The organism is Amycolatopsis sp. WAC 01416, from assembly GCF_003947485.1.
Lineage (GTDB): Bacteria > Actinomycetota > Actinomycetes > Mycobacteriales > Pseudonocardiaceae > Amycolatopsis.
This window is the reverse complement of the sequence record NZ_QHHX01000009.1, coordinates 369,138-395,795: the sequence shown is the minus strand read 5'-3', so window position 1 is coordinate 395,795 and position 26,658 is coordinate 369,138. Positions and strand designations below refer to the sequence as shown.

Annotated in this window: 6 protein-coding genes; 3 read left to right on the top strand and 3 right to left on the bottom strand. The window is 70.1% G+C overall.

Features of this window, described 5'->3' with window-relative positions:
- Positions 1 to 100 precede the first annotated feature (100 nt).
- From DL990_RS30520 to DL990_RS30510, 3 genes are read right to left on the bottom strand one after another with little or no spacing between them, the layout of a single operon-like run.
- Complete coding sequence (locus DL990_RS30520) at positions 101 to 310, bottom strand: MbtH family protein (protein ID WP_125784230.1); 210 nt, start codon at positions 308 to 310, stop codon at positions 101 to 103.
- Positions 307 to 22,533, bottom strand: coding sequence for a non-ribosomal peptide synthase/polyketide synthase (locus tag DL990_RS30515; protein WP_125800735.1), 22,227 nt, complete (start codon positions 22,531 to 22,533; stop codon positions 307 to 309). The genes DL990_RS30520 and DL990_RS30515 overlap by 4 nt, the downstream gene beginning before the upstream one ends.
- A 46-nt stretch (positions 22,534 to 22,579) precedes the next feature.
- On the bottom strand, positions 22,580 to 23,923 hold the full coding sequence (locus tag DL990_RS30510) for a lysine N(6)-hydroxylase/L-ornithine N(5)-oxygenase family protein (protein WP_125800734.1): 1,344 nt from the start codon (positions 23,921 to 23,923) through the stop codon (positions 22,580 to 22,582).
- Positions 23,924 to 24,060: 137 nt separating this feature from the next.
- On the opposite strand from DL990_RS30510, the gene DL990_RS30505 reads away from it, so the two are divergent.
- The 3 genes from DL990_RS30505 (at position 24,061) to DL990_RS30495 (ending at position 26,513) form a co-directional block, all read left to right on the top strand.
- Positions 24,061 to 25,008, top strand: a complete 948-nt coding sequence (locus DL990_RS30505) for a methionyl-tRNA formyltransferase (RefSeq protein ID WP_125784236.1) — start codon at positions 24,061 to 24,063, stop codon at positions 25,006 to 25,008.
- 100 nt (positions 25,009 to 25,108) lie between these two features.
- Positions 25,109 to 26,071 carry an RNA polymerase subunit sigma-70 gene (locus DL990_RS30500; RefSeq protein WP_125800733.1) on the top strand — a complete coding sequence of 321 codons (963 nt, stop codon included), beginning with the start codon at positions 25,109 to 25,111 and terminating at the stop codon, positions 26,069 to 26,071.
- Positions 26,072 to 26,075: 4 nt separating this feature from the next.
- The gene (locus DL990_RS30495) at positions 26,076 to 26,513 is read left to right on the top strand and encodes a PPOX class F420-dependent oxidoreductase (protein ID WP_125800732.1); all 438 of its coding nucleotides are present in this window, start codon (positions 26,076 to 26,078) and stop codon (positions 26,511 to 26,513) included.
- Positions 26,514 to 26,658: the final 145 nt, after the last annotated feature.

The window sequence follows — 26,658 nt, the reverse complement described above, 5'->3', positions numbered from 1 at the left end:
TATGGACGAATTCGGTCGCGATTCTGAACAACGCAAGTCCGTGAAGGCCTCCTTGAGGGACCCAGAGTCCCTCAAGGACGCCTTCACGGACCGAAGCGGGTCAGGACTCCATGGCCTTGACGAGCGAAGCGGGACGGAGGTCGGTCCAGTTGGTCTCGACGTACTCGAGGCACGCCGGACGCGAGGCCGGGCCGAACTTCGTGGTCCAGCCCGCCGGGACCTCGACGAACTCGGGCCACAGGCTGTGCTGGCCCTCGTCGTTGACCAGCACGAGGTACGTGCCGTCGGGGTTCTCGAACGGGTTCGTCATTCCTTGTTCTCCTTCTGTGAAGCCGGTGAATCAGCCCGGCGGGTGAGCGCGTCGAGCGCGAGGAACCAGCCCTCCGCCAGTTCCCGCACCGACTCTTCGGTCAGCACGGCCTCCGGCCATGACCAGTGTGCGGCCAGTTCGGGGCCGCCGGGGCGGTCCTCGGTCAGGACGTTGATCGTCAGCGCGTGCGAGACGGGCATCGCGTCGTCCGCGCCGAGTTCGGCCGCTTCGGCCTCCGCCGCGTACGACCAGTCGGTCGCCTCGGGGACGCCGATCCGGCCCAGGTAGTTGAACTCGATCTGCGGCTTCGCGAACTTCGCGAGTTCAGGACCGGTGCGCGGGTCGAGGTACCGGAGCAGACCGTGCCCGATGCCGCCGTCCGGCAGCCCGTCGAGGTGCGCCCGGACCCGCTCGAGCGCGACACCGGCGGCGGCTCCGCCCGCGAACGCGTCGTCCAGGTCGAGGTCGCCGAGGTCGAGGCATACCGGGACGACGGTGGTGAACCAGCCGACCGTCCGCGAAAGATCCGCGCCACGGGCGAGTTCCTCCTCGCGGCCGTGTCCCTCGACGTCGACCAGCACCGCGTGCCCCCCGTCCCCGCGCCACCGGGTGACGGCCAGCGCGAGACCGGTGAGCAGGACGTCGTTGATGGTCGCTCGGGACAGGAGCGGGGCCGTCCGCTCGGCGGGCAGGGTCAGCGACACCATCTTCACGGTTCCCTGCACGTCCCGCGCGGGATCGAGCGGCCGGTCCAGCGGGAGCGGGTCTCCGCCGCCCAGCACGGATTTCCACCGGCCCAGTTCGCTCTCACGGTCCTGTGTGGACAGTACTTGCGACCACCGCCGGAACGAAGTGTCCACTGTGGACAGTTCTGGCGTCCGGCCGAGAGCGACCGCGTCCCACGCGGAAACGAGATCCGGCAACAGGATCCGCCATGAGACACCGTCGACCGCCAGGTGATGGATCATCAGCAGCAACCGGCCCGGTCCCGACGATCCAGCGTCGAACCACGTCGCGCTCACCATCACGCCGGCGTCCGGGTCGAGCCTGGCGCGAGCCGGCTCCGCGTGCCGCTCGATCAGAGAGAACAGATCACCTTCGACCTCGACGCGTTCGATGCGGACGTCGAGGGATTCGGTGACGCGGAGCGCCCAGCCGTCCACCGACCGGTCGAGCCGCGCGCGCAGCATGTCGTGCCGTGCGACGACGGCGCCGAGAACGGCCTTCAGCTGCCCACCGGTCATCCCGGACGGCGTCTGGAGCAACGCCGCCTGGTGATAGCCGTCGATCGGCCCGCCCAGTTCGCGCAGCGCGTGCATGATCGGCGTCGGCGCGATGACGTCGTCGGCCGTCAGGCTCTCGGCGACCTCGGCCAGCGCCGCGACGGTCCGGCGCGCGAACACCTCGTGCGGTGTGATCTTCAGCCCGGCCGCGCGAGCCCGGCTGACCAGCCGCATCGCGACGATGCTGTCCCCGCCGAGGGCGAAGAAGTCGTCGTCGGCGCCGAGTTCCGGCACGTCGAGCACCTCCGCGAAGAGCCCGCACAGCGCCTTCTCCAGCGGGGTCTCCGGCGCCCTGCCTCCGGCCAGCTCCGAGTAGTCCGGCGCCGGCAGTGCCTTGCGGTCCAGTTTCCCGTTGGACAACACGGGAAGCGCGTCGAGCGCGACGAACGCCGCCGGGACCATGTACTCCGGCAACGTCTCGGCCGCGAACCGCCGCAGGTCCGCGAGATCCACAGTGGACACCACGTAGGCAACCAGTTGCTTGACCCGCGGGCGGTCCTCCCGCACGAGGACGACGTCCTGCGCGACGTCCTCGTGCCGCTCGAGCACGGCTTCGATCTCGCCGGGCTCGACCCGGAACCCGCGGATCTTCGCCTGGTCGTCGGCGCGGCCGCCGAAGTCCAGCCGACCGTCCGCGGTCCACCGGGCCAGGTCGCCGGTGCGGTACATCCGGGCACCCGCTGGACCGAACGGATCCGCCACGAACCGCTCCGACGTCAGCGCCGCCCGCCCGAGGTAGCCCCGGGCGAGACCGGAGCCGGCGAGGTACAGCTCGCCGGTGACGCCGGGCGGCACCGGTCGCAGCGCCGCGTCCAGCACGTAGGCGCGGGTGTTCGCGACCGGACGGCCGACCAACGGCTTCTCGCTGTCACCGATCCGCGCGACCAAAGCGTCCACTGTGGACTCCGTCGGCCCGTAGAGGTTGAAGGCCTCGGTGCCGTCCAAAGTGGCCAGACGGCGCCACAGACTTTCGGGCACCGCCTCGCCGCCGACACCGATCACGGCCAGCGGGCACCGGTCGCCGTCGAGCAGCCCGGCTTCCGCCATCTGCGCGAAGAACGACGGCGTGACCTCGATGAAGTCGAAGCCGTCCCGGGAGATCATCGCGGCCAGGAGCTCCGGATCGCGCCGGGTCTCCTCGTCCACGATGTGCACGGCGTGCCCGTCGAGCAGCCACAGCTGCGGTTGCCAGGAGGCGTCGAAGGAGAACGACCACGCGTGCCCGACCCGCAGGTGCGGTTTGCCGGTGGCCTCGACCGCGGGCCGGTGCAACGTCGCCCGGTGACTGTGGAACAGGTTCACCACACCGCGATGCGGGACGACGACCCCCTTGGGCGTCCCCGTCGAACCCGACGTGTAGATCACGTACGCCGGATGCTCCTGGTCCAGCGGGCGGACCCGGTCCCGATCGGTCAGGTCGTGCGCCTGCCGATCCTCGGTGACGAGCGCGCACAGCGCCACTGTCTCGATCTCGGTCCGGGGCAACGACTCCAGCAGCTCGGGTTCGGTCAGGATCATCCTGGGCCGCGCGTCGGCGAGCATCGCGGCCAGCCGTTCGACGGGGTAGTCCGGGTCGAGCGGCAGGTACGCCGCCCCCGCTTTGTGGACCGCGAGGATCGCCAGCAGCACGTCCGCCGAACGCGGCAGCGCCAAGGCGACGAAATCCTCCGGGCCCACGCCGTGGGCGACCAGCGCCCTGGCGAGCCGGTTGGCGCGTTCGTTCAGCTCGGTGAAGGTCAAGGCGACCTCACCGGACACCACCGCCGTCGCGTCGGGCGAACGCCGGACCTGCGCTTCGAACAGACCGGCCACAGTGGACGGTTCGACGGCGAGCGCCGTCCCGTTCCACTCGCGCACGATCAGGTCGAGGTCGGCCTCGATCAGGATGTCGACCCTGCCGACCGGGGCGTCCACATCGGACACCATGGCGGCGAGCACCCGTTCCATCGCGGCCGGAAGCCGTTCCGGCAGGCCCCCGTCGAACAGGTCGGAGCGGTACTCAGCCGTGAGCTTCAGCCGCGCGCCGGGTTCCACCGCCCAGGTGAGCGGATAGTGCGTCGAGTCCTCGTGGCGGACGATGTCCCCGCGCAGGCCGGCACCGGTTTCGTCCCCGTCCGCGCCCGGATAGCTCTCGAACACCATCAGCGTGTCGAACAGCTCCCCCAGCCCGGCACCGCGCTGGATGTCGGCGAGCCCGAAGTGCTGATGCGCCAGCAATCCGGACTGTTCGTCCTGGACCCGGTCGAGGAGTGCGCCCAGCTTCTCGGCCGGGTCGAGCACGATCCGCACCGGGATCGTGTTGATGAACAGGCCGAGCATCCGCTCGACCCCGGCCAGTTCCGGCGGGCGCCCGGCGACCGTCGCGCCGAACACGACGTCCGACCGGCCGGTCAGCCTGCCGAGCACGATGCTCCACGCGGTCTGGACGAGCGTGTTCAGGGTCAGACCGCGCGAGCGGGCCAAGCAGGCCAGCGCCTCGGTCGCCTGCTCCGGCAGTTCCAGTGACGACCGGTCCGGCAGGGCCGGGGTCCGCTGCGGGTCGTGCGGGACGAGGTGCGTCGGCTCGGTCAGCCCGTCGAGCGCCTGCCGCCAAGCGGCTTCCGCCGCCTCCCGGTCCTGCTCCCCGAGCCAGCCGAGATGGTCGCGGTACTGCCGTGACGGCGCCACGTCGGCACCGGCGTAGAGCTGGGACAGGTCGGCGAACAGCTGCGGCACCGACCAGCCGTCGAGCAGGACGTGCTGGTGGGTGAACACCAGCCGGTGCCGTCCATCCGGCAAGGCCAGGAGCAGGAACCGCAGCAGCGGCGCGGCCGCCGGATCGAAGCGGCGCCGGTCGTGAGCGGCCTCCGTTTCGAAGTCGTCCGCCGAGTCCACGAAACGCCAAGGAACCGTGACCGAACGCGCCACCAACGCGACCGGACGGCCAGAAGCGAGGTAGCGATAGCCGGTGCGCAAGACCGCGTGCCGGTCGACGAGGGACTGAGCAGCCTCGCGCAGTCGCGCGGGATCGAGCGGTCCTTCGAGATCGAACGACACCTGGACGGTGTAGACGTCGGGGCCGTCGCCGTCCATCGTCGTGTGGAAGAGCAACCCGGCCTGCAACGGCGTCAGCGGCCATACCTCGGCCGTGTCCGGCGCGACCTCGTCGAGCTCGGCGCGTTCGCCCGCTTCGAGCTCCACCAACGGCTTCCCGTCCGCCGGCGCGGGCGCGTCGAGCCGCACCGAACTGACCTCGGCCAGCGCCGCGACGGTCCGGTGCCGGAAGACGTCACGCGGGCTGAGCAGCAGCCCGGCGCTCCGCACCCGGCCGACCAGCTGCATCGCGACGATGCTGTCACCGCCGAGGCGGAAGAAGTCGTCGTGGACGCCGACCTTCTCCAGCCCGAGCACACCGGCGACGAGCGACGCCAGCAGTTCTTCGCGCGGAGTGCGCGGGGCGTCGCCGGTGACCGCGACGGCGAAGTCCGGCGCGGGCAGCGCCTTGCGGTCGAGCTTCCCGTTGGGTGTCAACGGGAACTCGTCCAGCACCACGAACGCCGACGGCACCATGTACTCCGGCAGTGCGGCCTCGGCCAGCCGCCGGGTCTCTTCGACGTCGGCCGGGCCGGTCAGGTAGGCGACGAGCCTCCCCTCCCGCAGGACCACCCGCGCGGAGAGCACTGACTCGATCTCGCCCAGCTCGATCCGGAACCCGCGCAGCTTGACCTGATCGTCGGCGCGGCCGAGGTACTCGAGCGCGCCGTCGGCACGCCATCGCGCGAGGTCTCCCGTGCGATACATGCGCTCCCCCGCGGCGAACGGGTTCGCCACGAACCGCTCGGCGGTCAGTCCTGCCCGGCGGAGGTAGCCGCGCGCGAGCTGCGCACCCGCGAGGTACAACTCTCCCGCCACGCCAGGCGGAACCGGCCGGAGCCTGGCGTCCAGCACGTGGACGCGGGTGTTCCACACCGGACGTCCGATGGGGACGGTGTCATCGACGACCTCCCACGAGGTCACGTCCACCGATGCCTCGGTCGGGCCGTAGAGGTTGCGCAGCGGGACGCCGACTCGGGCGGCCAGTTCCGGCGGCAGCGCCTCGCCACTGCACAGGACCCGGCGGACGTCGTGCCATCCCGGCTCTTCGGCGAGGAACGCTTCCAGCATCGACGGGACGAAGTGCAGGGTCGTGATCCGCTGCTCCCGGATCAGCGCTTCGAGGTACGCCGGATCGCGATGACCGTCCGGTTTGGCGACCACCAGTGTCGCGCCGGTGATGAGCGGCCAGAAGAACTCCCACACCGACACATCGAAACTCGACGGCGTCTTCTGCAACACCCGATCATCAGCCGCCAGGCCGTACTCGGCTTGCATCCACAGCAGACGGTTCACGATGCCGGAATGCTGCACCACCACACCCTTGGGACGACCAGTCGAACCCGACGTGTAGATCACGTACGCCGGAGACGAAGGATCCACGACACGGCCCAGATTCTCTCCGGAGTAGCCATCGAGATCAGGCAAAGTATCGAGAACCACGGCGGGCGACGCGTCTTGGAGCATGAACGTCAGCCGGTCGGCCGGATAGTCCGTGTCGAGCGGCAGATACGCCGCCCCTGCCTTGTGCACGGCGTACAGCGCGACCACGAGATCGAGCGACCGCGGCAGCGACACCGCCACCACCGACTCCGCACCCACACCCCGCTCCACCAACCAACGCGCCAGCCGATTCACCCGCGCGTTGAACTCCGCGTACGAAAGCTCAGTGCCCTCGAACACCACGGCAGAAGCGTCCGGAGTCCGCGCCACCTGCGCCTCGAACAACTCCGGCAACGTCACCGGCGGAACGTCGTGCGCGGTGTCGTTCCAGAGCTTGAGCAGCGTGCGCTCGTCCTCGCCGAGGACGTCGAGTTCGCCGACCGGGATCGCCGGATCGGTGGCCACCTGCTCCAGAACGGCGACCAGCCGCCGCGCGAACGACTCGGCCGTGGCGTGGTCGAACAGGTCGGCGCTGTACTCGATCGCGCCCGAGATCCCGGCGCTGTTCTCCAGGAACCCGAATTCGAGGTCGAACTTCGCCACGCCCTGTGCGAAGTCCTCCTGGACCGCACTAAGGCCGGGAAGTTCCCATCCGTCGCCCGATTCGGGCAGGTAGACCACCATCACCTGGAACAACGGGTGCCTGGCCAGCGAGCGTTCCGGGTTGACCGCGTCGACCAGGCGCTCGAACGGCAGGTCCTGGTGCTCGAAGGCGGCGAGGTCCGTCGCGCGCACCCGGGCGAGCAGGTCGCCGAACGCCGGGTCGCCGGACAGATCGGTGCGCAGGACGAGCGAGTTCACGAAGAAGCCGATCAGCGGCTCCAGTCGTTCGTCGACGCGGCCGGAACTCGGCGCGCCGAGCGGGATGTCGTCCCCGGCGCCGAGCCGGTGCAGCAGTGCCGCGACGGCGGCCTGCGCCAGCATGAACATGCTGACGTCGTACCGCCGGGCGACCGCACGCAGGCGTTCGGTGAGCCCTCCGTCGATCGGGAAGGTGACGAGACCGCCACGATGGCTCGACTCGGCCGGCCGTGGCCGGTCCACCGGCAGGGCCAGTTCGCCGGGCAGGTCGGCCAGCTCTTCCTGCCAGAACCCGAGGTGCCCGGACGCCGTCGAGGTGAGCAGTTCGCGTTGCCATAGCGCGTAATCCGCGTACTGGACCGGCAGTTTCGTCCATTGTGGAGCGACTCCGGCCAGACGCGCCTCGTAGGCCTTGGCCAGGTCTGCCATCAGCGGTCCCTGTGACCATTCGTCCGTCGCCACGTGATGGATCACGAGCAGCAGGACGTGTTCCCGCGCGGACACGGTGAAGACCGTGGCCCGGATCGGGAGTTCCGCGTCGAGGGCGAATCCGCGGCCGGCTTCGGCGGACAACTGCGCCGAGAGGTCACCCGCGTCCTCGAAGCGGACCTCCGGACGTGCGTCGGCCAGGATCCGCTGCGCCGCGACGCCTCCCTCCTCGGCGAACACGGTCCTCAGCGGTTCGTGCCGCTCGACGAGGTCGCCGATCGCCGCGTGCAGCGCGTCCGCGTCCAGCTCGCCGTACAGACGCCAGGCGAGCGGGATGTTGTAGGTGGGCGTGACCCCTTCGAGCTGGTACAGGAACCACAACCGTTGCTGCGCGGGCGAAAGCGGCAAGGCTTCCGGCCGGTTCCCCGCACTCAAGGCCGGCCGGTCCGAGGGGTCGGCGAGCCGTTCCGCCAGCGCCGCGACGGTGGGGGCGTCGAAGACGTCGCGAACCGACACGGTGGCGTCCAGGGCGGCCGAGATCCGGCTGACCAGGCGCATCACCAGCAGCGAATGCCCGCCGAGCGCGAAGAACCCGTCGTCGATCCCGACCTGCTCGACGCCGAGCACATCGACGAACAACGCGCACAGGGCTTCTTCCCTGGCGTTCCGCGGTTTCCGGCCTTCTGTGGCCACGAACTCGGGCGCAGGGAGCGCCTTTCGGTCGAGTTTGCCGTTCGGGGTCAGCGGGATCTCGTCGAGTACGACGAACACCGACGGCACCATGTGCTCCGGCAACTTCGTCGCCACTGCTTCACGAAGCCCGTCCGCGGAGCCGACGACGTAGGCCACCAGCCGGTCTTCCTGGGCGACGACCACGGCACGCGTGACGGACCCGGACGCGGTCAGTGCCGCCTCGACCTCGCCGAGTTCGACCCGGAAGCCGCGGATCTTGACCTGGTCGTCGACCCGGCCCAGGAACTCGAGGACGCCATCGGCGGACCACCGCGCGAGGTCCCCGGTGCGGTACATGCGCTCCCCCGGGCCACCGAACGGGTCGGCGACGAACCGCTCGGCGGTCAGCCCCGGCCTGGCCAGGTACCCGCGAGCGAGCTGCACACCGGCGAGGTAGAGCTCGCCGGGGACACCCGGCGGGACCGGGTTCAGCCGCGCGTCCAGCACGTACGTCCGCGTGTTCCACACCGGACGTCCGATCGGGACGGACGGCGTCGTCTCGGCACCGGCCCGCCACGCCGTCACGTCGACGGACGCTTCGGTCGGGCCGTAGAGGTTGTACAGCGGGACGTCGACGCGGGCGGCCAGTTCGGACGGCAGTGCCTCGCCACTGCAGATCACCCGGCGCAATCCCGCGCACTCCGCGGTTTCCAGGAACAGCGCGAGCATCGACGGGACGAAGTGGACGGTGGTGATCCCGGCGGTGCGGATCAACTCCGCGAGGTACGCCGGGTCTTTGTGTCCCTCGGGTTTGGCGACCACCAGCGTGGCGCCGGTGACGAGCGGCCAGAAGAACTCCCACACCGACACGTCGAAACTCGACGGCGTCTTCTGCAACACCCGATCGTCAGGGGTGAGGCCGTACTCGGCTTGCATCCACAGCAGACGGTTCACGATGCCGGAATGCTGCACCACGACACCCTTGGGACGTCCCGTCGAACCGGATGTGTAGATCACGTACGCCGGAGACGAAGGATCCACTACACGGCCCAAGTTCTCAACGGAGTAGCCGTCCACAACGGGCAGTTCGTCGAGGACGACAGCGGGGGCCGCGTCTTCGAGCATGAACGCGACGCGGTCCGCCGGATAGTCGCGGTCGACCGGAAGGTAAGCACCACCGGCCTTGTGCACCGCATACAGAGCGACGATCAGATCGATCGACCTCGGCAGCGAGACGGCCACCACCGACTCCGCACCCACACCCTGCTCGACCAACCAACGCGCCAGCCGATTCACCCGCGCGTTGAACTCCGCGTACGAAAGCTCCGAGCCTTCGAACACCACGGCAGTAGCGTCCGGCGTCCGAGCCACCTGCGCCTCGAACAACTCCGGCAGGGTCGCGACCGGGACCTCACGTGCCGTGCGGTTCCACTCGGTCACCCGCGCGAGTTCATCGCCGACGAGAACGCCGAGCGCCGCGACAGGCCGGTCCGGTTCGGCCGTGACCTGCTCCAGCAGCGACGTGAGACGGGTGAGCAGCCGCTCGGCAGTCGGCTCGTCGGCGAGGTCCTCGGCGTACTCCAGCATCAGCGTGGCGGTGTCCCCGCCGTCGACCATCGTGAAGTGCAGGTCGAACTTCGCCATGCCGGTGTCCATCTCGAACCACTCGGCGGGCAGCCCGAGCACGTCGTGCGCGTCGCTCCGCCGGTGGTAGCCCACCATCACCTGGAACAGCGGGTTGCGGCCCGGCACCCGGGGCGGGTTCAGCTCCTCGACGACACGCTCGAACGGCAGGTCACCGTGCGAGAACGCGGCGAGATCCGCCTCGCGCACCCTGTCGAGCAGCGCGGCGAACGTCGGCTCGCCGGACAGGTCGGTCCGCAACACCAGCGTGTTCACGAAGAAGCCGACCAGGTCGTCGAGCGCCGCGTCAGTGCGTCCCGCGATCGGGGCACCGAGCGGGATGTCGTCCCCGGCGCCGGTCCGGTGCAGCAGTGCGGCCACCGCCGCTTGGAGCACCATGAACGGGCTCGCCCCGGCTTTCGCCGCCAGGTCTCGCACGGCGGCCGACAGCTCGCCGGACAGCCGGGACTTGACCTTCCCGCCCCGTCCGGTCGGCCGGAGCGGACGCGGGCGGTCCAGCGGCAGCGTCAGCTCGTCCGGTGCGCCGTTCAAGGAGCCTGCCCAGAAGGCGACCTGGGTGGCGCCGCGCTGTTCGAGGAAGTCCTTCTGCCACAACGCGAAGTCGGCGTACTGCACTGGCAGATCTGTCCACACTGGACTCGCGCCGCCGCGCCTGGCCTCATACGCCGAGGTCAGGTCGCCCAGGAACGGACGGTCGGACCATTCGTCGGTCGCGCTGTGGTGCAAGACCAGCGAGATCACGTGGTCGCCTTCGCCGAGGCGCAGCACCCGCAGCCTGACCGGGATCTCCCGTGCCAGGTCGAACGGTGTCCGTGAGAGCTCGGCGATGCGGGCCTCCAACCCGGCCTCGTCGCACTCCTCCACGGCGAACGGGATCTCGGGCGCGTCGAGAACGCGCTGGTAGGGCTCCCCGTCGTGCTCGATGAACACGGTCCGCAAGACTTCGTGCCTGCCGAGGACGTCGCCCAGCGCCAGCCGGAGTGAGCCGAGATCAAGGTCGCCCCGCAACCGGAACGTCAGCGGGAAGTTGTACGCGACGGCGTTCGCTTCCATCCGGTCGACCAGCCAAAGGCTGCGCTGGGCCGCCGAAAGCGGGACGCGTTCGGGGCGCTCGGCACGGACCACCGCCGGCCGCGCCGGTTCTCCGTCACCCGCGCGAGTGGTCAGCTCGGCCACCGTCGGCGCCTCGAACAGGTCACGGATGGCCAGTTCCGCGCCGAGTTCGGTCCTGGCGCGGCTGATCAGCCGGGTGGCGAGCAGCGAATGCCCGCCGAGGTCGAAGAAGTTGTCCTCGACGCCGACCCCGTCCAGTCCGAGGACCTCGGCGAACAGCGCGCACAGCGTCTCTTCTTCGGCGGTCTCGGCCGGGCGGCTTTCGGCGAGCCGCACGGTCTGGTCGGCGTCCGGGAGCGCCCGCGTGTTGAGCTTGCCGTTGTCGGTCAGCGGCAGCGCGCCCAGCGTGACGAACGCGGCCGGGACCATGTAGTCCGGCAGTTCCGTCTTGAGCCGATCGCGCAGGCGTTGCACCAGTTCGCCGCCACCGCGGGCCGCGGTCGGGCTCGTGGCGTACTTGGCCAGGTTCGTACCGACCGAGACGGGCTGATGCACATCGGTGACCAGCGAGCTCGGCTCTCCCTTGTGGACGAACACCGCCTCGAACGAACCGTCGGCCGACCAGGTGCAGTACACCCGGAACCCGAGCCGGTCACCGAGTTCGTGCACGTCCTCCGGTTCGATGCCGTCGTCACCACGGAACAACGCGAGGACGTCGATGAGCGGCGCACCGGCGTCCAGGGCGCGTGTCGCCTCGACCTCCGGAGCCTGCCGGGCGTCCGGGATCCGGCTCACGCGCAGCGTTTCGGCACCGGCCAGCCGGGCTTGCAGTGCGGCGAGGGAGCCCACCTCATCCCAGAACAGGCGTGGCGCTTGGGCGACCGAAAGGGTCGTGGCGGGCGCCTTGACCAGGACCGCGTCGTAGCGGTACCGGCTCAGCTCGTTGTGCAGCCGGGCCCGTTTGATCCGGACCTGCGCGGCGACGTCCGGAAGCCGCCGCGCGAGCGCGGTGAAGTAATCCGGGTCGATCAGCAGTTCCTTTTCCAGCGCGGCACCGCGTTCGATCGCGCGCCGCACCTGGGCGACGTCGGAGGTGGCGTCGGCGCGGGTGAGCTGGATCGCGGTGTGGAAGGCGCGGGCGAGGCGCAGGTTCCGGACGTCGCCGACGAACAGCGCACCGCCGGGCGCGAGCAGGCCGATCGCCTTCGTGATGACGCCGGTCAGGTAGTCGACGCTCGGGAAGTACTGGATGACGGAGTTGATCACGATGGTGTCGAACCGGCCCTCGGGCAGGCCGTCGAACACGTGCGCCGGCTGGGCGCGCAGGTTCACCTTGGCCGCCAGCTCCGGGTCCCGTTCCAGCTCGCGGTTCAGCTTCGCGATCACCGGCGCGGCGAGGTCGGTGCCCCAGTACTCCCGCGCGATCGGGGCGATCTGCCCCATCAGCAGACCGGTGCCGACGCCGATCTCCAGCACCCGTTCCGGCTTCAGTTCGGTGATCCGGTCGACGGTCGCCTGCCGCCATTCCCGCATGTGCTCCAGCGGGATCGGTGCACCGTCGTAGCTGGAATCCCAGCCCGCGAAGTCCTCGGTGAACAGGGCCGTCGGGATCTCGGTGTACTCGTCGGAGTAGATCTGCCGCCATTCGCCGACCTGGTCGGCCTCCGCCTCGGCCCGTGCGTCCCCGCTCAGCTCGGCCGGGACGACGTAGCCGATGAGCCGCTGCAGGCCGGGCGCCGACGGGTCGGGCCGCGCGAGGACGGCGGCCTGCGCGACCTCGGGGTACCGGCTGAGCGCGGTCTCGATCTCACCGAGTTCGACGCGATAGCCGCGGATCTTGACCTGGTCGTCGGTGCGGCCGAGGAAGTCGATGTTCCCGTCCGGACGGCGGCGCACCAGGTCACCGGTGCGGTACATGCGCCCGCCCCCTGGCACGAACGGGTCGGCGACGAACCGCTCGGCGGTCAGGCCGGGGCGGCCGAGGTAGCCGCGGGCCAGTCCCTCACCCGCGATGTAGAGCTCGCCCGCGACCCCGTCCCGGACCGGCCGGAGCCACGCGTCGACGATGTAGGCGCGCGTGTTCCAGATCGGTTGGCCGACGGTGGGGGTGTCGCTGTCGGTCGTGCCGCCGCCGAGCGTGTTGATCGTGTATTCGGTGGGGCCGTACAGGTTGTAGCCGTAGGTTCCGTCGGTGTCCCGCAGCCGGTTCCACACCGACTCCGACACCGCCTCGCCGCCGAGCAGCACGAGCGCGGGCCGGTGTCCCTCCAGGAGCCCTTCCTCGATCAGCAGGTGGGCGTACGTCGGCGTCACGTTGACGACGTCGACCTCGTGCTCGTCGCAGTACGCCACGAGCGCCCGCGCGTCCCGCCGCAGTTCCTCGTCGCAGACGTGGACCTCGTGCCCTTCGACGAGCCACAGCAGCTCTTCCCAGGACATGTCGAAGGCGAACGACACGGTGTGGGCGATCCGCAGCCGCCGTCCGCCCGCCGAAGCGATGGCCGGTGCGAAGATGGCGCCCTGGTGGTTGAGCTGCATGTTCGTCAGGCCGCGGTACGGCGTGACGACGCCCTTGGGTTTGCCCGTGGAGCCCGAGGTGTAGATGACGTACGCCGGATGTTCCATGCGGTCCGCGCGGCCTCGTGCGAACAGCGGGCGTTCGGCGTCGGAGATCGGGCCGCCGCCGAACGCCCTGTCTTCGTGGTCGTCGACGAGCACGCGAGGGACGTCATCAGGCAGTGTCGCCGAGACGTCCTTTGTGGACACGAGGCACAGCGGCCGCGCGTCCTCCAGCATCACCGCGAGCCGGTCGGCCGGGTAGTCGAGTTCCAGCGGCAGGTACGCCGCGCCGATGCGCAGCACGGCGAACAGCGCGACGACCATGTCGATCGACCGGGGCAGGCCGAGCGCGATCACCTGCTCCGGCGCGGCCCCCTTCGCCAGCAGCAACCGGGCCATCCGGTTGATGCGCGCGTCGAGTTCCGCGTAGGTGAGCTGTTCGGCCCCGAACACCAACGCTGTCGCGTCCGGCGTCCGTTCCGCTTGAACCGCCAGCAGGTCGGCGATCGTGTCCTCGATGACCGGGTGCTCGGCCTCGGCCCAGCCCGCCTCCAGCGCGGCGCGGTCCTCAGCGGACACCGTGGCCAGCGCGCCGACCGGTTTCGCCGGGTCGTCGACGATCTGCGCGACCAGCGACGTGAAGCGGCCCAGCACCGAGGCGGCCTCATCGGTGTCGATGACGTCGTCCCGGTAGGACAGCGTGATCCGGATTTCCTCGCCCGGCGTGACCACCAGTGTCAGCGGGTAGTGCGTGGCGTCGATGTTGAGCAGGCCGGTGATGCCGTGCCGGTGACGGAGTCCGTCGCGCCGTTCGTCACCGTCTGCGTTGCGCAGCACGAAGAGCGTGTCGAACAGCACGCGGTGCCCGGCCTCCCGCTGCAGGACACCGAGGCTCATGAACTCGTACGGGGTCAGGTCCATCCGCTCGGACTGCAAGCGGCGTACCAGGTCCAGAACCGACTCGGCCGCGTCGAGCCGCACCCGGGTCGGCACGGTGTTGAGGAACAGGCCGATGGTGTTCTCGATGTCGGGCACCGCCGCGGGCCGGCCCGCGACCGCGGCGCCGAACACGACGTCGTGCCGTCCGGTCATCGTCGAGAGGACCAGGCCCCAGGCCGCGTTGAGCACGGAGTTGACGGTCAGGCCGTGTCGCCTGGCCTGCTCACGCAATCCGCGGCCCAGGTCGGCCGGGAGCACGGTGTCCAGGTTGACCGGGGTGGCCGGTACCAGATCCCGGCCCTCCGGACCGATGACGGTCGGCTCCGCCAAACCTGACAGCGCCTCCCGCCACGCTCCCGTGGCGGCCTCGATGTCCTGGCGGTCGAGCCAGCGCAGGAAGTCCACATAGGACCCGGCGGCGGGCAGCGTGCGGTCGTCCCCGCCGAGGTCGTACAGCGCGAACAGCTGCTCGATGAAGAGCCAGGCGGACCAGCCGTCCCAGAGCAGCAGATGCCGGTTCAGCACCACCCGGTCGCGCCCGTCCCCGAGCCGGATCAGCTTCAGACGGAACAACGGCGGCGCGCCGAGGTCGAACCGCGTCGCGCGGTCCTCGGCCATCAGGTCGTCGAGCCGCTCCCGCCGCTCGTCTTCGGGCAGCGTCGAAAGGTCCACTTCGGACACCGGCGGCTCGACGTCGGCCGCCACGAACTGGACCGGTCCTCGCAGTCCTTCGCTGGTGAAACCGGCGCCGAGACTCGGGATCCGGCGGAGCAGCGCGGACACCGCCGAGCGCAACCTGCCGGCGTCCAGGCGGTGATCGAAGTCGATCGCCTCCTGGATCGTGTAGATGTCGACGCGGTCGGAGTTGTAGCTGGAGTGGAAGAACAGGCCTTCCTGGAGCGGGGACAGCGGCCAGACGTCGGCGACCGGCAGCGGGCTGAACCGCTCGACGCGCGTGATCTCCTCCTGGGTCAGTGACACCAGTTCGAGGTCGGACGGCGTGAGCCCCACCATCGCGTCCGTGTCCACCGCCGCGAGCTCCCGCAAGGCGGCGACCCAGCGGTCCGCGAGCGTTCCGGCCGGCCAGGCGAACGTCGCCGTCAGCCTCGGCCCGTACTCGGTCTCCTCGCAGGCGACACCGATCCGCAGGACGTGGTCGCCCGCCGGGGGCACCGCCGCGTGCCCGGCGACCTGCCACTCCCCCGGTCCGGCCGGGATCCGGCCGTCGTAGCGCAAGGCGATCGACGGCTTCGCGAGTCCGGCGAGCAGCGGACCGGTCTGGGCATTGAGGTAACGCAGCGGACCGTAGCCTTCGGGCGTCTTCCGGACCGTCTCCTTGACGGCCTTGAGCATCGCGAGCGGTTCGCCGGACGCGGTGATCCGCACCGGGCGGACCGACGTCAACGCGCCGACGGTGTCCACCGCGACCACGCGTCCGTGCAGGTCGACGAGGAGATCATCGTCGACGGCGGCCTTCAGCGCCGTCAGAAGAACGTCGATCACGTCTCCGTGCACAGTGGACGGCAGCGAGTCGACGAGTGTCCGGGTGTCCTCGATGGACAGCGTGACGCGGCGTTCGGTGACGTCGCCGGAAATCTCGGTGGAGCCGGGCGTCAAGGTCTCGGCCCAGTGCTCGATTTCGCCGAGCAGCGCTGGATCCTGTGCGCTCTCGGTGATCCGACGGGCGATGGTCCGCAGCGAACTCGTAACCGGGGTGAACACCGGCGGACGACCGCCGATCACTGCTTGCCAGGCGACCGCGAGATCGGCTGCCAGCGTTGTCCAGCTCCGCGCGTCGAGCAGCGCGGGATGCGCCACCAAGAGCAACCTGCCCGGCTCGTCGAACCAGACGGCCTGCAACAGGTTGTCCGTCAGCCTGCCCACGGCGCCGGAGTACTCGTCTTCGAGAGACCCGGCCCCGTGACGAAGCAGATCGGTCGCCTGGACCGTCCCTTGTGGACGGATTTCGAGCGACCACAGGACCGAAGCGATCTTCGACAGTTCGAGCCGCAGACCGTCGTGGTGGTCGAGGACGAGTTGAAGGGCTGCGGCGAGTGTCTCGACGTCGGCCCCGCTCGGCATGGTCAGCAACACGGACTCCGGCTGGACCGCCTCACCGAGCTCCCGCAATCGAAGCATTTCGGGCAGGAGAGGGAGCGCGCCGGCACCGTCGGCGTCGGCCACCGGCTCGACCGGCGTCGCGGAAGCGGCGAGCGCGGCCGGGGTCCGGAGTTCGAAAACGTCCTTGGGGCTCAGTTCGAAGCCTGCCCGCCGGGCGCGGCTCGACACGGCGATCGACGAGATGCTGTCGCCGCCCAGTAGGAAGAAGTCCCCGTGGGCGCCGACGGCGTCCAGGCCGAGGACATCCGCGAAGATCCGCGCCATGGCGCGTTCCTGGTCGTTCTCGGGCGCGGCAGCGGGCACACCGACCTCGGGCGCGGGCAAGGCGCGGACGTCGAGCTTTCCGCTGGGGGTCAACGGGAACTCGTCGAGGACGACGAACGCCCGCGGGACCATCGGGGCGGGCAAGGCCTCGCTGACGGCGGCTCGCAACAGTTCCGGATCCGCTCCGCCTGCGACGTAGCCGACGAGCGCGCCGTCCTTCGCCACCACCGTGGCGGCCGCGACATCCGGCTGCGCGGCGAGCACGGCTTCGATCTCGCCGAGTTCGATCCGGTTACCGCGGATCTTCACCTGACGGTCGGTGCGGCCGAGGTATTCGAGTTCGCCGTCTGCGCGGCGGCGGACCAGGTCACCGGTCCGGTACAGGCGCTGTCCCGGTTCGCCGAACGGGTCGGCGACGAAGCGTTCGGCGGTCAGACCGGGCCGCCCGTGGTAGCCGCGGGCCAGCTGGACACCGGCGAGGTACAGCTCACCGGCCACGCCGTCGGGCACCGGGCGGAGGCAGCCGTCGAGGACGTGCACCCGCGTGTTCCACACCGGACGTCCGATGGGGACGGACGCGCCTTCGAAACCCGTGGCGTCGAAGAAGGTCACGTCCACTGCGGCCTCGGTCGGGCCATAGAGGTTGTGCAGCGGGACGCCGGTGAGCGAGCGCCAGCGCGCGGCGGTCTCTCCGGTCAGCGCCTCGCCGCTGGAGAACACCTGACGCAACGAGCCGAGGTCGCCGGTGACCTCGTCGCTGCCAAGGAACGCGGCGAGCATGGACGGGACGAAATGGAGGGTGGTGATCTCCCGTTCCCGGATCACCCTGGCGAGATACGCCGGGTCGCGGTGGCCGTCCGGCTCGGCCAGCACCACCGTCGCGCCTTCGCACAGCGCCCAGAAGAATTCCCATACGGACACGTCGAAACTCGACGGCGTCTTCTGCAGCACCCGGTCCGAGGCCGTGAGGCGGTACTCGTGCTGCATCCACGCGAGCCGGTTGACGATCGCGCGATGCGTGACGGCCACGCCCTTCGGCCGCCCTGTCGAGCCGGAGGTGTAGATCAGGTACGCGGTGTTGTCGGGTCCGGCGGCCACACCCGGGACATCGTCGGCGACGGGTTCGCCGGTCACGGAAACCTGTGTCAGCCCGGCGACGGCAGGAATCCGCGCGGCCGTCCCAGGTTCGGAAAGCACGAGCCGCGCACCGGAATCGGCCAGCATGTATTCGAGCCGGTCGGCCGGGTAGTCCAGGTCGATCGGCAGATACGCCGACCCGGCCTTCAGGACGGCCAGCAGGGCGACCATCAGCTCGGCCGACCTCGGCACGGCGACGGCGACGACCTCTTCGGGACCGGCGCCAAGGGAACGCAGCCGGCGGGCCAGGTTCTCCGCCCGTGCGTCGAGGTCCGCATAGGACAGTTCGGTGTCCTTGAACAGCACGGCCGTCGCGGACGGTGTCTTGGCCGTCTGCTCGGCGATGGCCTCGGCCAGCGTCCGCTCGGGCACCGGATGCGAGGTCGCGTTGAGTTCGGCCAGGCGGCCGCGTTCGGCGGGCGAAAGGAGGTCGAGGGCGGCGACCGGCAGGCCCGGGTCCGCGGTCAACGTCTCCAGCAGCCGGGCGAACCGTTCCGCGAGCTGCCCTGCCGCGACCGCGTCGACCCGGGCGGCGTCGAATTTGAGGCTGAACCCCAGGTCTTCACCCGGGGTCGCGATCACCGCGACCGGGAAGTGCACCGCGTCGGTGACCTCGACGCCGGTGAGGCGCACGGGTCCGGACGCGCGCTCGTCGTCACGCGGGAAGTTCTCGACGACCACGAGCGTGTCGAACAGTTCTTCCTGCCCGGCACCGGCGATCCGCTGCAATTCGCCGAGGCCGAGATGCTGGTGCTCCAGCAAGGCCGCTTGCTCGTCCTGCAGCCGCCGCAGCACGGCGGCGACGGTTTCGGACGCGGACCAGCGCAGCCGCACCGGCACCGTGTTGATGTACAGGCCGACCGCCGACTCGAGACCGGCGGCACCGCTGTCGCGGCCGGAGACCGTGCTGCCGAACAGCACGTCGTCCCGGCCGGTGAGCCCGCCGAGCAGGAGTCCCCAGGCGCCGTGCAGGACGGTGCCGAGGGTGAGCCCGTGCGCGCGTGCCATGGCGGACAGCTCCGCCGTCGCCCGCTCGCCGAGGCTCAGGTGCAGCCGCGACGGCCGTCGCCCGGCCGCGTCCCGGGCTTCGATCAGCCGGGTGGGTTCGTCCACTCCGGACAATGCGGCACGCCAGGCTTCGCGGGAAGCCTCGTGATCGCGCGCCGCGAGCCGCCGCAGGTGGTCCGCGCGCGTGCCGGGTTCCGGGAGCGGAGTGCCCGCGTGTCCCGCCAGCAGTTCGCGGAGCAGCACCACGACCGACCAGCCGTCGGCGATGATGTGGTGGAAGGTGAGCGCCAGCTTGGCGCGATCCTCCCCGAGCCGCGTGAAGGTCGCCCGCAGCAGAGGCGGCCGGGCGAAGTCGAACCGGCGCGCGCGATCGGCCTCGAAGGCTTCCGCGGCGTCATCGGCGGCCACCTCGCGCCAGGGCAGTTCGGCGTGCCGGGTCACCGTCTGGACCACCCGACCGCCGTCGAGCTGCCGGAAGCCCGACCGCAGCGACGAGTACCGGTCCAGCAGCACCTGTGCCGATCGGCGCAGCGCGCCGGCGTCGACGTCCCCTTCGAGGTCGAGCACCTCCTGCACCGTGTAGATGTCGGCGGCCGTGCCGCCTTCGAACTCCGCGTGGAAGAAGAATCCTTCCTGCAACGGCGTGACCGGCAGGACGTCGGCGTACTCGGCGAGCGCCGCGCGTTCGGCACCGGTGAGCTCCAGCAGCGGTCGCTCGTCCACAGTGGACTCGGCGGACTCTGTGAACACGGCTTCCGCGCAGGCGGCGAGCGCTTCGGGAGTCCGGTGCTGGAACACCTGGCGCGGCGTGATGGCGAGGCCGTGTTCCGCCGCGCCCAGCACCAGCCGGATCGACAGGATGCTGTCACCGCCGAGGGAGAAGAAGTCGTCATCCGCGCCCGCCGAGTCCAGCCCGAGGACCCGCGCGACGACGTCGCACAGGATCCGTTCCCGCTCGGTGCGCGGCGCGCGGCCGGTGGCGGCGGCGCCGAAGTCGGGCAGGGGCAGCGAGGTGCGGTCCAGTTTGCCGTTCGGCATGATCGGCAGCCGGTCGAGTTCCACGAACGCCGATGGCACCATGTAGTGCGGCAGCGCCGATTCCGCGTGGCTCCGCAATTCCTTCAGCAGCGACGGCGACCCGTCCGCCTCCGGGACGACATACGCCACCAGGCGCCGGTCACCCGGTTTGACCTCGCGCGGCACGACGGCGATCCGGTCGACCCCGGCGTATCCGGCGAGCGCGGACTCGATCTCCCCCGGTTCGATCCGGAACCCACGGATCTTGACCTGGTGATCGCTGCGGCCCAAGAAGTCCAGGTTCCCGTCCGCGCGCCAGCGGACGCGGTCACCGGTGCGGTACATGCGCCGGCCGCCGCCGGCGAAGGGATCCGCGACGAACCGTTCCGCCGTCAGCCCCGGACGTCCGGCGTATCCCCGCGCGAGACCGCGTCCACCGACGTACAACTCCCCTTCGACGCCGACCGGGACCGGCCGCAACGCGGTGTCGAGGACGTAGCAGCGGGTGTTCGGGTCCGGTCGGCCGATCGGGATGGGCCCGGTCCAGCCCGGCTCGGCCGCCCACAACGTCGAGTTCACCGTCGCCTCGGTCAGCCCGTACGCGGCGACGACGTTCAGGTCTTCCGCCCAGCGCGCGATCAGTTCCGGCGGGACGGTCTCGGTGCCGACGATCAGCACCGCACCCTTCGGCAGTTCGCACTCCGGTGGCAGTGCCGCGACGAGCGACGGCGGCAGAATCATGTGCGTCGCCGCGTTGCCTGCGATGTAGCCGGTCAGTTCGACGCCCGCGACCCGGCGGTGCGACGGCACCACGATCAGCGTTCCGCCGACGCACAGCGACATGACCAGATCCCAGACCGTCACGTCGAATCCGGTCGAGGCGAACTGCACCACCCGGCTGTCCTCGCCGATGCCGATCCGTTCGGTCGCCGTGCTGATCAGGCTGCCGATCCCGTCGTGGGATAGGACCACACCCTTCGGCTTCCCCGTCGAGCCCGAGGTGTAGATGACGTACGCGGCCTGGTTCAGCGAGATTCCTGTCACGTCCACAGTGGACGCGTCCAGTGCGGCGAGTTCGGCGGTGATCGCCGGATCGTCGAGGAGAACCCGCTCGACGTCCACACCGGACGGCAGCTGAGCAGCTTCGTCCTTTGTGGACACGACGATCTTCGCGCCCGCGTGCGCGAGCATGTACGCGAGACGATCCTCGGGATGGTCGAGGTCGAGCGGGAGATACGCGGCCCCGGCCTTCATGACGGCGAGGAGCGCGACAATGAGATCGGCCGAACGCGGCATCGCCACGGCGACGACGTCCTCGTCACCGACGCCGCGTCGCCGCAGTAGCCGGGCGAGACGGTTGGCGGCGGCGTCGACCTCGGCGTAGGTCAGCCGGACGTCCTCGCAGACGACGGCCTCGGCCTCCGGTTTCCGTGCCACGACCCGGTCGAACGCCTCGGGCCAGGACACCTCCGGCGAGTCCGCGACCGCGGTCCCGAGCTCCAGCACCCCGGCCCGTTCCTCCGCCGGGAGCAGGTCGATCGCGGCCAGCGGCAGGTCCGGGCCCGCCACCAGGGCGTCCAGCACCGCGGCGAACCGGCGGCGGTGCTCGGAGAGTTCGTCGTCGGACGAGACATGCGCGTCCGCGTCGAAGTCGAAGCGCAGCCCTCGTCCCTCACCCGCGTCGTAGACGGCGATGGCGACGTCGCTGATCGGGCCGAGTTCGAGGTTGTGCACGGTGGCGCTCGCGTCGCCGAACGCCAGTTCGCCGTCCACGGCCATGTAGTTCACGCTCAGCCCGACGAGTTCGTGCACCCCACCGCTCGCACCGAGTTCGCGGGCGAGGTCCTCACCGCGGTACCGGCTGTGCTCCAACAGCGCGGAGACCTTCTCCGCGACCTGGTCGACCAGCCGCGCCGGCGTCGTCTCGGGCCGCACGGTCAGCCGCAGCGGCAGGACGTTGGACACCATGCCCGGCTGCTCGCGCAGGGCGCGGGTGGTGCGCGCGGTGACCGGCAGGCCGAGGACGAGGTCTTCGGCACCGGTCACCCGGTGGGCGTAGGCCGCCACCGCGGCGATCGCGACGCGGGACAGCCTCGTTCCGGCGTCGAGCGCGAACTTCCGCAACGTCCCGGACTTCGCCGCGGGCAGCTCCCACGAATGCCGTCGCAACCGGATCCGCCCGGACGACGCGCGGCCGAGCAGGCGCACCGGGTTCGGCCTGCCCGCGAGCTCGCCGAGCCAATAGGCGCGGTCGGCCTGCCCGTCATGGTCGGCCTCGGCGAACCCCGAGAGCGGCCAGGAAACCTCGTCGGCGGTGCCCGAGTAGAGCTCCGCCGCGCGGCGGGTCAGGACCGCCTGCCCGTACGCGTCCATCACCAGATGGTGGTAGCGCTGGAACCAGCGGACCCGGTCCGCGGCCAGCACCAGCAGCGTGTGCGTGGTCAGCGGCCCTCGGGCGAGATCGGCGACCACGGCCAGTTCGGCCCGCGCCCACTCCTCGGCCGCCCGTTCCGGATCCGGCTCGCCGGTGAAGTCGAAGACGGCGACCTCACCGGGAGTGGCCGGACGCTGGACCGGCGTGTCGCCTTCCAGTCCGACCGTCATGTGCAGGCACTCAGCCTCCGCGACGGCCCGCCGAACGGCCTCACCCAGCCGGGCGATGTCGACGTCTCCGCGAAGCTCCGTGACCCAGCCGATCGTGTAGACCGGGTCGGCCGGGTCGAGCTGCTGGGCGAGCCAGATCCCCTGCTGTGCCGGGGTCAGGGGAAAGCCGCGGTTCATCGGGGTTTGCCTCCACCGTTCAAGAACTCGAAACGTCGTATGCGGGTCAGGCGGGCCCGGTCCCGCTGACCGCGTACTCGGGCCGGGACACGTCGGCGGCTCGCCTGTCCACAATGGACTGGAGGATCTCCCCGACGCGGACCGCGGTGTTGGACAGCAGCGACGACGTGATGCCGTGCGTGTGCTCCGTGCCGCCCTGCAGGTAGATCCCGCCGTCCAGCGGCGGTTCCGTGACGATCCGGTAGTCGCGTTCGACACGGAGCCTGCCCTCGTCGTCGCGCGTGCAGGCGGAGGCGAGCTCACCGAGCAACGGCGTCGGATCCGCCGGGCTGTACCCGGTGGCGTACACGACGAAATCGGCGTCGATCCTGGTCCGCTCCCCGGTCTCCAGCGCCTCGATGGTCACCCGCACTTCGGAGCCGGTGTCGGTGACCTCGGTGGGACGGGAGACGTTGATCAGCTTCAGCCGTTCGATCCCCTGCACCTTCTCGCGGTAGACGCGGCGGTACAGCTCGTCGATGAGTTCGATGTCGACCGCCGAATAGTTGGTCGCGCCGTGGTAGCGCATCAGGCGCTCCTTGACCGCTTCCGGCGCCTCGTAGAACCGCCCGACCGCCTCGGGGTCGAAGATGCGGTTGGCGAACGCGCTGTCGTCGGCCGGGCTGTAGCCGTACCGCGCGAACACCGCGCACACCTCGGCCCGGGGAAAGCGGTCGTGCAGCAGCGCGCTGACCTCGGCCGCGCTCTGGCCGGCTCCGACGACGACGAACCGGCGCGGCTCTTCGGCGGCCATGCCTTCGAGCCGGTGCAGCAGTTCGCTGTTGTGCCAGATCCGTGTGCCCGGTGTCACACCTTCGGGGAGGTTCGGCCGCAGCCCGGTGCTCATCACCAGATTGCGGGCGCGCAGGTTCACCAGTTCGCCGCCGGTGCGGGCATGGACGTCGAAGAACACGATCTCGTCGCCGTCGAAGACCGGGGTCACCGAAAGTACTTCGGTGCCGTAGGAAACCAGGTCGTCGACCTTTTCCGCCGCCCATTCGAAGTAGTCGTGGAACTCGATCCGCAACGGGAACAGGTTCTTGTGGTTGATGAAGTCGACCAACCGGTCCTTGCTGTGCAGATACGACAGGAAGCTGAACGAACTCGTCGGGTTCCGCATCGTCGCCAGGTCCTTGAGGAAGGAGACCTGCATCGTCGCGTTGTCGATCAACATCCCGCGATGCCAGCCGAACCGGGGCTGCCGCTCGAGGAAGTGGGCGGTGACCGTCTCCGTTCCGGACGCGCCGTTGTGCTCGGTGACGGCGATGGCGAGCGCCAGGTTGGAAGGCCCGAACCCGACCCCGACCACGTCGTAGACCGGAACCCGTTCACCGACCACTGCTCGTGCCATCTTGAACCCCTAGCGCGGCTCAGCCGCATCTCGGTACTTCGCAACAAAGACCAGGGAACCCTAACCTAAGTTAGGTGAGGCTCAACTAGTACTTTCAGTGGTGATGTTCATCCCTCGACCAGGAGGAGGCCGGTCCCATGCGGGTCGCCATGTTCGGATACCAGACCTGGGGACACCGCACCCTGCGGGCGTTGATCGACGCGGGGCACGATGTCGCCCTTGTCGTCACCCACCCGAAGAGTGACCACGCCTACGAGAAGATCTGGTCCGACTCGGTCGCGGACCTCGCCGAGGCCAACGGGATCCGTGCGCTGCTGCGCCAGCGTCCCGACGACGCCGAACTGCTGGCGGAGCTGAAGGAAGCCGATCTCGACCTGATCGTCGCCAACAACTGGCGCACCTGGCTGCCGCCCGAGATCTTCGAGATGCCGCGCCACGGCACGCTGAACGTCCACGACTCGCTGCTGCCCGCGTACGCCGGCTTCTCGCCGCTGATCTGGGCGCTCATCAACGGTGAGAAGGAAGTGGGCCTGACCGCCCACATGATGGACGCCGACCTCGACGCGGGCGACATCGTGCTGCAGCGGTCGGTCCAGGTCGGCCCGAAGGACACGACGACGGACCTCTTCCACCGGACGGTCGACCTCATCGCCCCGATCACCACCGAGGCGATCGAGCTCATCGCGAGCGGGGACTACACACCGGTCAAACAGGACAGGTCGAAGGCCAGCTTCTTCCACAAGCGTGCCCTCGAAGACAGTCTCATCGACTGGTCCTGGCCCGCCGACGAGATCGAGCGGCTGGTGCGCGCGCAGTCCGACCCGTACCCCAACGCCTTCACCTACCACCGTGGCAAGCAACTGCGCGTCGTCCGCTCCTCGGTGTCGGTGGGTCACTACGGCGGGACTCCCGGGCGGATCTTCATCCGTGAGGGTGAAGGTGTCGTCATCGTCGCCGGACCGGAAGCGCGCCGCGGCCGTTCGCACGGTCTCGTCATCGAGCGGGTCCGGACCGAGGACGGCACCGAACTGGCCGCGAACGACTACTTCCGCACCATGGGCGGATACCTCACCACCCGGCCTTGACCTGCCGCTTGACCGTCCCGCGAAAAAAGTCATCACGGGACCGATGAGTTCCCGCGAAGGGCGCCGTTACATCGGGTAAGAACACTCGATGGGAGGCGCCATGACCGACACGATCGCCGCGGCGAAGGCGGGCGACGAAACCGCCTTCGCTGCGCTCACCGGAGGGCACCGGCGGGAACTGCACGTCCACTGCTACCGGATGCTCGGCTCGTTCGACGAGGCGGAGGACGTCGTCCAGGAGGCGCTGCTCAACGCGTGGCGCGGACTGGACACGTTCGATGGCGGCAATTTCCGCGCGTGGCTGTACCGGATCGCCACCAACGCCTGCCTCGACGCGATCCGCAAGAGCGAACGCCGGGTGCCGTCGCTGCGATCGTTCGCCGAAGTCCCCTGGATCCAGCCGTATCCGGACCGGCTGCTGGACGAGATCGCGCCGCCCGAGGCCGAACCGGACGCGCTCGCCGTCGCCAGGGAGACCATCGAACTCGCCTTCCTCGCGGCCCTGCAGCTGCTGCCGCCGCGGCAGCGCGCGGTGCTGATCCTGCGCGACGTGCTCGGCTGGCGGGCCGCCGAAACCGCGAACCTGCTCGACCTTTCCGTCCCCGCCGCGAACAGCGCCCTGCAACGCGGCCGCGCCACCCTGCGCGAACGCCTCCCGCAGCAACGCGGGGAATGGTCCGCCGTCGCACCGTCCGACGAGGAACGGGCGCTGGTCCGGCGGCTCATCGAAGCACACGACAGCGGCGACTTCGGCACGCTGGGCAGTCTGGTCCGCGACGACGTCCGCGTGACCATGCCGCCGGAACCCCAGTGCTACATCGGGCTCGAACACCTCGCCCGGCTCGGCGGGATCGCCGAGGAGATGGGCGAATGGCGCGCCGTCGCGGTCGACGCCAACCGCATGCCCGCGTTCGCCTCGTACCTCCGGCGTCCCGGCGACACCGTCTTCCGCGCGTTCAAACTCGATCTCGTCCGCGTCGTCGAGGGCAAGGCCGCGGAGTTCACCACGTTCGACAGCCACCTGTTCCCGGCCTTCGGTCTGGACGCCACCCTGGAGGGATGAAGCGATGCCGGAGAAGATGACCGACGAACAGCGCCGCGCCTTTCTCACCGAAGGCACCCGCAACGCCGTCTTCGCGACGGTCCGCCCGGACGGCAGGCCGCACGCGGTCCCTGTCTGGTTCGCCCTCGACGGAGACGACATCCTGGTCAACCTGGGCGCCGACACCGTCAAAGGCAAGGCGCTCAAGGAGAATCCGCGCGTTTCGGTAGTCGTCGAGGACCCCGCCCCGCCCTACTCGTTCGTGAGTGTGGAGGGCATCGCGGAGTTCGTTCCAGGTCCCGAGGGGGTCCGTCAGGGTTCGACGCTGATCGCTCAGCGGTATCTCGGGAAGGCCGGGCAGGAGGCGATCGAGGGCTGGCTGGCCTACGCGACGTCACCGGGGAAGGTGATCGTGCGCGTGCGGCCGGAGAACATCGTGGCGATCGCGAGGGTCGGCGGCTGAGTGCTTCTGGCGCCGGTGTCACGGCAGGGGCCGAGTGGGGTGGCATCAAGATCCGGGACCGTCACGACGTCGTGACGATGCGGGAATCGGGACAGAGGGTCTCGTGATTCCCTCGGGGAGGGTGACCGGGCGACCATGGGGCAGG

Coding starts and splice junctions, on each gene's coding strand:
- DL990_RS30515 (WP_125800735.1), bottom strand. CDS start 22,533: ATGAACCGCGGCTTTCCCCTGACCCCGGCACAGCAGGGGATCTGGCTC.
- DL990_RS30505 (WP_125784236.1), top strand. CDS start 24,061: ATGCGGGTCGCCATGTTCGGATACCAGACCTGGGGACACCGCACCCTG.
- DL990_RS30500 (WP_125800733.1), top strand. CDS start 25,109: ATGACCGACACGATCGCCGCGGCGAAGGCGGGCGACGAAACCGCCTTC.
- DL990_RS30495 (WP_125800732.1), top strand. CDS start 26,076: ATGCCGGAGAAGATGACCGACGAACAGCGCCGCGCCTTTCTCACCGAA.
- DL990_RS30520 (WP_125784230.1), bottom strand. CDS start 310: ATGACGAACCCGTTCGAGAACCCCGACGGCACGTACCTCGTGCTGGTC.
- DL990_RS30510 (WP_125800734.1), bottom strand. CDS start 23,923: ATGGCACGAGCAGTGGTCGGTGAACGGGTTCCGGTCTACGACGTGGTC.